The organism is Mycobacterium sp. WUMAC-067, assembly GCF_020217485.1.
Taxonomy (GTDB): domain Bacteria; phylum Actinomycetota; class Actinomycetes; order Mycobacteriales; family Mycobacteriaceae; genus Mycobacterium.
The window spans coordinates 1-466 of the sequence record NZ_JAEKMI010000199.1 but is presented as its reverse complement, the minus strand read 5'-3'; the positions used below and the strand labels follow the sequence as shown (position 1 = coordinate 466).

General features: G+C 70.2%; 1 protein-coding gene. It reads right to left on the bottom strand.

The features are described 5' to 3' along the window. Window positions 1-466, bottom strand: a 466-nt coding sequence (locus JF781_RS28215; RefSeq protein ID WP_225341385.1) for an AMP-binding protein, incomplete at both ends; no start/stop codon positions are given.

Sequence of the window (466 nt, the reverse complement as noted above, 5' to 3'; positions counted from 1 at the left end):
AGGCAGGGCACGGGTGTCGAGCTTGCCGTTGACGGTCAACGGCAGCGCGTCGAGCACCACCACCGCCGACGGCACCATGTACGTGGGGAGCCGCTGACCCAACCGGGCCCGAATATCGGAAGGGTCAGCGACTCCGGTCACATAGCCGACGAGGCGCTTCTCGCCGGCACGATCCTCGCGGGCGATCACCGCCGCCTGCTCGACGCCCTCGACGTCGGCCAGCGCGGCGCGGATCTCGCCCAACTCGATGCGGTAGCCGCGGATCTTGACCTGCTCGTCCGCGCGGCCGAGGTATTCCAATTGCCTGTCTCGGGTCCACCGCACCACATCCCCGGTGCGATACATCCGCGCGCCGTACCCACCGAACGGGCAGGCCACGAATCGCGATGCCGACAGCCCCGGGCGGCCCACATAGCCGCTCGCCAATCCGCCGCCGGCGACGTACAGCTCGCCCACCACCCCGACC